This is a genomic window from Stenotrophomonas maltophilia, assembly GCF_013464485.1.
GTDB lineage: Bacteria > Pseudomonadota > Gammaproteobacteria > Xanthomonadales > Xanthomonadaceae > Stenotrophomonas > Stenotrophomonas maltophilia_AW.
Genome location: NZ_RAUX01000076.1, coordinates 1 through 9,067, shown reverse-complemented (window position 1 = coordinate 9,067; position 9,067 = coordinate 1). Strand labels below are relative to the sequence as shown.

Here is a 9,067-nt window from a genome sequence, read left to right as displayed (position 1 = left end):
TGGGGCGGGGGGGGGGGGGTTCGCGGGACACGCCGTAAACCCRTCCATGGGGGCTCGATGGCGCCATCCATGGCGCCAACGGTCCCGCGAACCCAACCCGCCCGGCCTCTGACGGTTTCCGTGCGCGTCCAGCCCACGGAAAAGAAATAAAAGCGAGAAGCAAAAGCCGGTCGCTGCGCTCGCGGGTCATGGCCGGGGTGGGATTTCTTCTCCGCAGGAAAAGAAATCCCATCCCTCTCCTTATATGTAGCGATATCCACAACCGCTCTTGCCTTCCGTCCCGTCACCGGGAACTCCGGAAGGGAGGGGCAGCGTGGGCGCGCGGGGGTGTCCGCGGCATGGATGCCGCGGCCAAGCCCCCAGGGATGGGTTTACGGCGTCCCCCGCGKGCCCACGCTGCTCCGACCAAGCCGAAAGAACCCAGAGCCGACACGCTTCGGCTTTGCGCTTTGCGCTCTGGCTTGTAGAAAGCGCCCGCCGGCCGCAGGCCGGCCAACATCCCCCGCTGCGCTGCGGCGCGACCTGCGGGCGACCGATCTGGGATAATGGGGATTCTTGTTTCCTCTGCTGCCGGACCCGGTCATGACCCAGAAGACGCTGCTCAACGATACCCACCGCGCCCTTGGCGCCAAGATGGTCGATTTCGGGGGTTGGGACATGCCCATCCACTACGGCTCGCAGCTGGACGAGCACCACCTGGTGCGTCGCGAGTCGGGTGTGTTCGACGTCAGCCACATGACCGTGGTCGACCTGCGCGGTGACCAGGTCAAGCCGTTCCTGCGCCGCCTGCTGGCCAACTCGGTCGACAAGCTGAAGGTGACCGGCAAGGCGTTGTACTCGTGCATGCTGAATCCGCGCGGCGGCGTGATCGATGACCTGATCGTCTACTACCTGGGCGACGACTTCTTCCGCATGGTCGTCAATGCCTCCACCCGTGAAAAGGATCTGGCCTGGTTGCGTGAGCAGGCCGCACCGTTCGGCGTTTCCGTCGAGCAGCGCCCGGACCTGGCCATCCTGGCCGTGCAGGGCCCGCAGGCGCGCGACATCGTCATCGGTCTGGCCCGCGAAAGCGACCGCGCAGCGTTGACCAAGCTGGGCCGCTTCGCCGCCCTGCAGGCGCAGTCCGATGACGGCGCCGAGCTGTTTGTCGCGCGCACCGGCTACACCGGTGAAGATGGTTTCGAGATCCTGCTGCCGCAGGACGCCGTGGTCGCGTTCTGGAACCGCCTGTTGGCAGCAGGCGTGAAGCCGGCCGGCCTCGGCGCGCGCGACACCCTGCGCCTGGAAGCCGGCATGAACCTGTACGGCCAGGACATGGACGAAGAGATCAGCCCGTACGAAGCCGCGCTGGCCTGGACCGTGTCGCTGGACGAAGGCCGCGACTTCATCGGCCGCGACGTACTGGAAGCGCAGAAGGCCGCCGGCACCGCGCGCCAGATGATCGGCCTGGTGATGGACGAGAAGGGCGTGCTGCGCCACGGCCAGGCGGTGACCACTGCCGGCGGCCAGGGCGAGATTCTGTCCGGCACCTTCTCGCCGACCCTGGCCAAGGGCATCGCCTTCGCCCGCGTACCGGCCGGTGAACTCGGCGAAGTCACCGTCGACATCCGCGGCCGGCAGGTCCCGGTGCGCGTGGTCAAGTTCCCGTTCGTGCGCGAAGGCCAGGCCCAGCCCGGCGTGCTCGCCGACGCCTGATCCCAACGTGCCGGTCGTCACTGACAGCAGTGGCGGCCGGTTGGTTACACTAGCCCCGTTTTTTCCACCCCTGCATATCTCTGGAGCAGTCCCATGAGCGAGATCCCCGGCGACCTCAAGTTCCTCAAGTCCCACGAGTGGGCCCGTGTCGAAGGCAATGGCCGCGTCACCGTCGGTATTTCCGACCATGCCCAGGGCCTGCTGGGTGACCTGGTCTACGTCGAACTGCCGGAAGTCGGCGCCGACGCCAAGGCCGGCGAGCAGATCGCCGTCGTTGAGTCGGTGAAGGCTGCCTCGGACGTCTACAGCCCGATCAGCGGCAAGGTTGTCGAGGTCAACTCGGCCCTGTCCGACAAGCCGGAAACCATCAACGAAGATGCCTACGGCGAAGGCTGGATGTTCGTGGTCGAACTGACCAACGCCGAAGAGGTCAACGAGCTGCTGGACCCGGACGCATACGCCGAAGCCTTGGAGAACGACGACCACTGAGTCGTCGTTTCCGGGTTCTGGAACGGCCACCTTCGGGTGGCCGTTTTTGTTTTGGCGAGTGCGTCGGACTCATGACGCAGGGTTTGCTGCGCGCCCTCGACGCGGCATCAGCAGACCCGCGAACGGTACCGAGGGGTGTGCGCAGTTTTGCGCAAATCCGCGTTTCCACCCCGCGCCGACGCGTCCGGATGTGAAAACTTTTCGCCCCCCGTTGCGGTGCCGTTGTGCTGGTGTTGGTGCGGGCTGCGGCGGGTGCTGGCGATGCGTGCATGCATTGGACGCCGACATACATGCATCTGCGCGGAGTGCTTATTTCAAGTGCTTTTTGTTCAACGCTTGCGTTGTTGCTGCTGCAGGCAGCGTGCGCGCATGGTGCTTTGGCGGTCATCGAAGACGGAGCGTGGCGACCGTGCAGGCACCACTGTGGATGGCGCAGATGTGAAAATTTTTCGCGGGGGTTGTTGACAGTAAAAAAAACCGTGATTAGGTTTCGCCTCAGCAGACCTTGCCTGCCCAACCGAGTGCGCAGAATCAATCGTCCGATGCGAAGCAGCCCCTTCAAGACCACCGCGACCCTGATGACGGTGGACATGGCCCCGCTTCCCCCGGAGAAATGCAAGGCACCTCCCGTTCCGATGCCCGCTCCGCCGATCGAGGCGGGCATTGCCGTATCCGTAACGGCGCGCCTGACGCGCCGGCGGTCCCCGCACGCAGCATCCGCGGGTTTGATCCACCTGGGCGTTTCAACTCCCTATCACTGACGAGGAGCCATCCCATGGCAACCAAGAAAGCTGCGAAGAAGAAGCCCGCCGCCAAGAAAGCGGTGAAGAAGGTCGCGAAGAAGGCCGCTGCCAAGAAGGCAGTGAAGAAGGTCGCGAAGAAGGCGACCGCCAAGAAGGCAGTGAAGAAGGCTGCGAAGAAGGTCGCCAAGAAGACCACTGCGAAGAAGGCAGTGAAGAAGGCGGCAAAGAAGGTAGCCAAGAAGTCCACTGCCAAGAAGGCCGTCAAGAAGACCGCGAAGAAGGCCGTCAAGAAGGTAGCCAAGAAGGCCACCAGGAAGACTGCCAAGAAGGCCACGGCCCGCAAGCCTGCCAAGAAGGTCGCGAAGAAGGCGACTGCCAAGAAGGCCGTCAAGAAGACCGCCAAGAAGGCAGTAAAGAAGACCGCGAAGAAGGCCACCAAGAAGGCTGCCCCGAAGAAGGCAGCGAAGAAGGTTGCCAAGCGCAAGCCGGCCGCCCGCAAGAAGAAGGCCGCCCCGGTCGCTCTGCCGGCAACCCCGGCGCCGCTGATCTAAGTACTTCCCGATAGCCGCATCCTGAAACCCCCTTCCCTGGCTGCCCAGCGGGGAGGGGGTTTTTTTATGGGATCATTTGTAGCGTCGAGCCATGCTCGACTGCCTTTCTGAGGATCGACGCTAGCAATGCGGTGCCGGTGGAAATCGCTCCACCAGGAAATCGATGAAGCTGCGCAGGCGGGTTGAGTGGTAGCGGTCGTGGGCAAAGACCACGTGCATCGGCCGACCGGTCTGGCCGTGCTCCGGGAACAGCTGCACCAGGCGCCCGGCGTCGACGTCGGCAGCCAGCAGCAGTGCCGATTGCAGCACGATGCCCATGTCACGCAACGCGGCCGAGCGCAGCGCTTCGCCGTTGTTGATCCGCAGGCGACCCGCGGGCACATGGCCGAGCCCGCCAGCGTCAGCCTGAAGCCACTGCGCCAGTGCGCTGGGTTCGAAGGACAGGCATTGGTGCCGGGCAAGCGCCCGTAGGTCGGAAGGCGTACCGTGCCGGGCGAGGTATCCGGGCGAGGCGCACATCATCAATCGATACGGGGTCAGCGCACGTGCGACCAGCGTGCTGCTGTCAGCCAGTGTGCCGATTCGCAGGGCGGCTTCGAAACCTTCCTCGGCGAGGTCGACGACGCGGTCGGTCAGCACCGCGTCGACACGCACGTCGGGATGGCGCTCCATATAGTCGGCCAATGCCGGCACCAGCGCATGCGTTCCGAAGATCACCGGCGCGCTGATACGCAGCGTGCCTGCAGGTGCCAGGTGCTGGTGCTGGGCCTGCGCATCGGTTTCCTCCACCAGCCGCAGGATCTCCCTGCAGCGGGCGTAGTAGTCCTCGCCGAACGGCGTCATGTGCTGGCGACGGGTGGTGCGACTGAGCAACTGCATGCCGAGCCGTGACTCCAGTGCACGCAGGTGCTTGCCGGCCATCGTCGCGGAGATGTCCAGCGCCGCTGCCGCAGCGCTGAGGCTGCCCTTGTCTACGATCAACACGTAGACCTGCATGCTTTCCAGTAGGTTCATCTGACACCCCAGGTGTTGAATGCTGAAACCTGTGCGGAGTTTATCAATCAGGGGTGATCAAACAGCATGCATCGCACGGGCCGGATGTACCGGCCACGTTGGCAGGAGAACACCATGGATCTGAACCTTGAGGGGCGCACCACGCTGGTCACCGGGGCGGGCAGTGGCATCGGTGCCGCTGTCGCCAGGCAACTGGCCGCACAGGGCGTGCGTGTCGCCATCTCGTCACGGCGGCAGGCACCGTTGCAGGCGCTGGCGGCAGAGATCGAAGCGGCGGGCGGATCCGCGCCGATCATCCTGCTGGGCGATGTCACCGACGCCGGGGGCGTGCGCCGCATCGCCGACGCCGCGCTGGCGGCGTTGCAGCGGGTAGACATCCTGGTCAATGCGGCGGGCGGCTCGCGGCCAACGACCGTTGATGCAGCCGACACGATCTGGGAGGAGGCATTGGCCCTGAACTTCTCTGCCGCACGACGGCTGACCCAGGCACTGCTGCCGGCGATGCAGGCGCAGGGATGGGGGCGGGTGATCAACTTCAGCGGTTCGATGGAGCCACGCGCGGTGAACGCGGCAACGGCGGCCAAGGCGGCGCTGCATCTATGGAGCAAGGGCCTGTCGTCCGAGGTGGCCGGGCAGGGCATCACGGTGAATGCAATCGCGCCGGGACGGATCAACAGCCCGCAGATTCTTGATCGCCTGCATCCCACCGAGGAAAGCCGGCGCGAGTTCATTGCACGCAACATTCCGATCGGGCGCTTTGGCGAGCCGGACGAAGTGGCGCCGCTGGTGGCCTTCCTGGCTTCGCCGCTGGCCGGCTATATCACTGGTGCGGTGATTCCGGTGGATGGCGGCATGCACTACTTCGCGCACTAGCACTGCGGAGCTGTAGAGCCGAGCCCATGCTCGGCTGCCTTGCGCGTTCGCAGAGTCGAGCCGTGCTCGACTGCTTGAATCAGCCGAGCATGGCTCGGCTCTACAAAAACAGAAAGGGCGACCCGTGGGCCGCCCTTCAGGCTTGCGGTCGAGCCCGCCAACTCAGCGCGGCGACGCCACCGCGCGGTTGCTTGAGGCACCCTTGCCCTTGCGCTTGTCCTGCTGCGCCGGGCTTGCACCTTCGGCCATCAGGTTGTCGCTGCCGAAGTCGGTGTCCACATCCAGCCAGCGCTGTGCCGGCAGGCCGAGTGCGGAATCGAGCACGGTCGGCAGCAGGCCGCTGGGCAGGCCGCTTTCGCCGTTCCACATGATGGCGATGCCGAGATCGCGTTCTGGCACCAATGCCACCAGGCCGCGGTAGCCCTGCACGGCGCCGGCATGGAACACCACATCGTGGCCGGCGTAGTCAAAGGTGCGCCAGCCCAGTGCATAGCCGGCCGAATGCAGCCGCTCGCGGCGCCAGCCCGAACGCATCTCGCCGGGGGTGTTGATCAGGCTGGAATGCAAGGTGGCCAGCAGCGGCGCCGGCAGCACGTCGGGGCGGTGGCCGGTGTGGGCCAGCAGCCACTGCGCCATGTCGCTGGCGCTCGCATTGACGCCAGCCGCCGGGGCGACGCGGTAGTAGGTCGGCTTCGGCGTCAGCGACACCCAGCCGTTGCGGCTGCGCACGTGTGGGCGTGCCCAACGCGAGCTGGCCTGGATGCCGGCCAGGCCGAGGCTGGCATCGTTCATGCCCAGCGGCTTGAAGATGCGGCGCTCCACCGACTGTTCGTAGAAGCTGCCGGAAGCGGCGTAGACCACGTCGCCGATCAGGCTGAAGGCCACGTTCTGGTAGGCGTAGCAGTCGCCCGGCAGGCACTTCAGGCTGGTGTTGGCCAGCTTCTGGGTCAGCGAGTAGTACTCGGCGTTGCCTTCGATGTCGCGGTCGTAGGCGTTGTAGGGCAGGCCGACGCGGTGGCTGAGCACATCGGCCACGGTCAGGCGATCGGTCGCTTCGGGCGAGTTCAGGCGGAAGCCCGGCACGTAGTCGGTAACCTTGCTGTCCCAGCGCAGCGTGCCATCGTTGACCAGCAGGCCGGCCATGGTGCCGGCGAAGGCCTTGGACAGCGAGGCCAGGCGGAACACGGTGTGGGCATCGACCGGCAGCGGGTTGTTGACGTCGGTGACTCCATAGCCGCGCGCGCTGAGGATGCGGCCGCCCTGCACGATGGCCACCGCCATGCCTGGCACGCGCTCGCCATAGGTAAGCTGCTGCGCCATCGACTCGATGTTGGCGACGTTGAAACCTGCGGCGGGCGCCTGCACCTGCGGGACCAGGCCGGTGCGGTAGGCCGCCGGCTGGGTGTGGGCGACGGTGGAGGCCGCAGTGGTCTCGATGTTGGCCGGCATCGGCGGCAACGGCGGCGGGGTCTGCGCGGTGGTGGACAAGGCAACGGGCATCAACATGCCCAGCAAACCGGTGGCCGCCGAACGGATCGGACGACGCAGGCTGTTCTTTTTCATCGGTTGGACCCGTGCGCGACTGCTGATGGCGATTCTAGCGCCGCTTTTCCCCTGTGCACAAACAAAGCGAAGATGAATGCGCATCTCGTTGAAAAAGTTGGAATTTTGACGCCAGAAAAGTGTGTCGGAACGTGTCATCCGGGGCGGTCCGCAGCGCCGTGTTGCAGTCTCTGGCATGCCTCGCGCTGGCGATGTTGCGGTGCATTGGCTAACGTACGCGCTTCGCCGCCCCCGGAGCCTGCCATGCCGCTGTCCAACCGCCGTCATCTGGCGAGGGACACCGCGTGAGCGCGGTACGGGGGAAAGGGCCGCTGCGGGGCCTGATGGCGGCACTGCGCGAGTCGCCGGCGCTGTGGTGGTCGTTCCTGTACTTCTTCTGCCTGCTCAGTGGCTACTACGTGCTGCGCCCGGTGCGCGAGGCGATGGCGGCCTCGGCCGATCTGGAAACAGTGTTCCCGCCGCTGCTGATCGGCTGGTTCGAGAGCCACGGCATCGCGCTGAAGGACTTCGTCCTGCAGTTCCTGTTCACCTGCGTGTTCGTGATCATGCTGGTGCTGCAGCCGGTGTACGGCTGGCTTGTCAGTCGCTTCCCACGCCGAGTGTTCCTGCCAGCGGTGTACGGCTTCTTCATCGTCACCCTGCTGGGCTTCTACGCGTTGTTTGACAGCAACGTGCCCGGGCGCGGCATGGCCTTCTTCTTCTGGATCAGCGTCTTCAACCTGTTCGCGGTGGCCGTGTTCTGGAGCTTCATGGCCGATGTGTTCTCCAATGTGCAGGCACGGGCTTACTACGGCTACATCGGCGCAGCGGGCACCATCGGTGCCTTCCTTGGTCCGTTCATCACCAGTGCGCTGGTGCAGCGCGTGGGCATCGCCAACCTGATGCTGGTGTCAGCCGGTTTCCTGGCGATCTGCCTGTTCTGCATCTGGCGCCTGCGGCACTGGGCGGTGCTGCGTGAGCGGGAACAGCAGCTGGTATCGGGCGAAAAGCCGATGGGCGGCAGTGTGCTGGATGGCCTGAAGCTGATCGTGCGCGAACCCCTGCTGCGCTGGCTGGCGATCATGGTGCTGTTTGGTGTGGGCATTGGCACCCTTCTGTACAACCAGCAGGCCACTATCGTGCGTGCTTCGTTCAGTGATGCAGGCGCCGCCACCGCGTTCTTCTCGCGCATCGATCTGGCAGTGAATGCGCTGGCGCTGCTGATGCAGCTGGGCCTGACCCGCTGGCTGCTGTCCCGCCATGGCATTGCACCGGCGCTGCTGATTCCCGGCTTCGCGATCCTGCTCGGCTTCTCGGTGCTGGCCGCTTCACCGATGCCCTTGATGGTGGCGGTGGTGCAGGTGATGACCCGCGCCAGCGAGTTTGCATTGGCCAAGCCGGCACGCGAGACGATCTACACCCGTGTGGACCGCCAGTGGCGCTACAAGGCCGGCGCGGCCATCGACACGGTGGTCTATCGTGGCGCCGACCTGAGCTTTGCGTGGGTGCACAAGGGCCTGTCATTGTTCGGCTCGCACGTAGTGTTCATCGGCGGCATGCTGGTGGCCGCGTGCATGACCGCCGCCGCGTTTGGCGTGCTGCGCGAAGAAAAGAAACTGCCACGCGACCGCTGACGTGGCCCAATCTTCCCGAGGAGAGAACGATGTTGCTGATCGCGCTGCTGCTGACCGTGCTGGTCGCGGTGCTGCACCTGTACTTCCTGGTGCTGGAGATGTTCCTGTGGACCCGCCCGCTGGGCTTGAAGACGTTCCGCAACACGCCGGAGAAGGCGGAGACCACGCGCGTGCTGGCGGCCAACCAGGGCCTGTACAACGGCTTCCTGGCGGCGGGCATCGTGGTGGGGCTGGTGATCGACCAGCCGGTGCTGGTGATGTTCTCGCTGGCGTGCGTGGTGGTGGCGGGGTGCTATGGCGCCTACAGCGTGAGCAGGCGCATTTTCATGATCCAGGCGGTGCCGGCGATCCTGGCGCTGGTCCTTCGCGCGGTGGCGTAGTTTCCAGCCAACGGCGCAGCCCCTCGTGGGTGGACGCGTAGAGCTTGTTATTGGGTTGGCCGGGCGGGTTGGGTTCGCGGGGGACGCCGCAAGTACGTCCSTGTAGGCTTGGCCGCSGCATCCATGCSGCGGACACCCCCGCGAAC

8 protein-coding genes are annotated in these 9,067 nt (G+C 65.4%); 6 read left to right on the top strand and 2 right to left on the bottom strand.

Features of this window, described 5'->3' with window-relative positions; translation table 11 throughout:
* The first annotated feature begins 582 nt into the window (after nt 1–582).
* The 3 genes from gcvT to D7Y61_RS22145 all read left to right on the top strand — a co-directional run bounded on the left by gcvT (nt 583) and on the right by D7Y61_RS22145 (nt 3,478).
* A complete protein-coding gene (gcvT, locus tag D7Y61_RS22155; RefSeq protein ID WP_180869357.1) occupies nt 583–1,695 on the top strand; it encodes a glycine cleavage system aminomethyltransferase GcvT in 1,113 nt (370 codons plus the stop codon).
* 93 nt (nt 1,696–1,788) lie between these two features.
* Entirely contained in the window at nt 1,789–2,184 is a 396-nt protein-coding gene (gcvH, locus tag D7Y61_RS22150) for a glycine cleavage system protein GcvH (RefSeq protein ID WP_005410701.1), read from the top strand.
* Nucleotides 2,185–2,797: 613 nt separating this feature from the next.
* Nucleotides 2,798–3,478, top strand: a complete 681-nt coding sequence (locus tag D7Y61_RS22145; protein ID WP_180869355.1) for a histone — start codon at nt 2,798–2,800, stop codon at nt 3,476–3,478.
* Between the two features lie 120 nt (nt 3,479–3,598).
* Here the strand turns inward: D7Y61_RS22145 and D7Y61_RS22140 are convergent, their stop codons facing one another.
* Nucleotides 3,599–4,492 (bottom strand): LysR substrate-binding domain-containing protein, encoded by an 894-nt coding sequence (locus D7Y61_RS22140; protein WP_180869353.1) that lies wholly within the window; start codon nt 4,490–4,492, stop codon nt 3,599–3,601.
* 114 nt (nt 4,493–4,606) lie between these two features.
* On the opposite strand from D7Y61_RS22140, the gene D7Y61_RS22135 reads away from it, so the two are divergent.
* On the top strand, nt 4,607–5,365 hold the full coding sequence (locus tag D7Y61_RS22135) for an SDR family NAD(P)-dependent oxidoreductase (protein WP_180869351.1): 759 nt from the start codon (nt 4,607–4,609) through the stop codon (nt 5,363–5,365).
* A 162-nt stretch (nt 5,366–5,527) separates the two neighbouring features.
* On the opposite strand, the gene D7Y61_RS22130 is transcribed toward D7Y61_RS22135, so the two are convergent.
* Nucleotides 5,528–6,928 carry a serine hydrolase domain-containing protein gene (locus D7Y61_RS22130; protein WP_180869350.1) on the bottom strand — a complete coding sequence of 467 codons (1,401 nt, stop codon included), beginning with the start codon at nt 6,926–6,928 and terminating at the stop codon, nt 5,528–5,530.
* A gap of 323 nt (nt 6,929–7,251) precedes the next feature.
* On the opposite strand from D7Y61_RS22130, the gene D7Y61_RS22125 reads away from it, so the two are divergent.
* The gene (locus tag D7Y61_RS22125; RefSeq protein ID WP_180869358.1) at nt 7,252–8,541 is read left to right on the top strand and encodes an NTP/NDP exchange transporter; all 1,290 of its coding nucleotides are present in this window, start codon (nt 7,252–7,254) and stop codon (nt 8,539–8,541) included.
* A 29-nt stretch (nt 8,542–8,570) separates the two neighbouring features.
* A complete protein-coding gene (locus D7Y61_RS22120) occupies nt 8,571–8,921 on the top strand; it encodes a DUF1304 domain-containing protein (RefSeq protein ID WP_180869348.1) in 351 nt (116 codons plus the stop codon).
* Nucleotides 8,922–9,067: the final 146 nt, after the last annotated feature.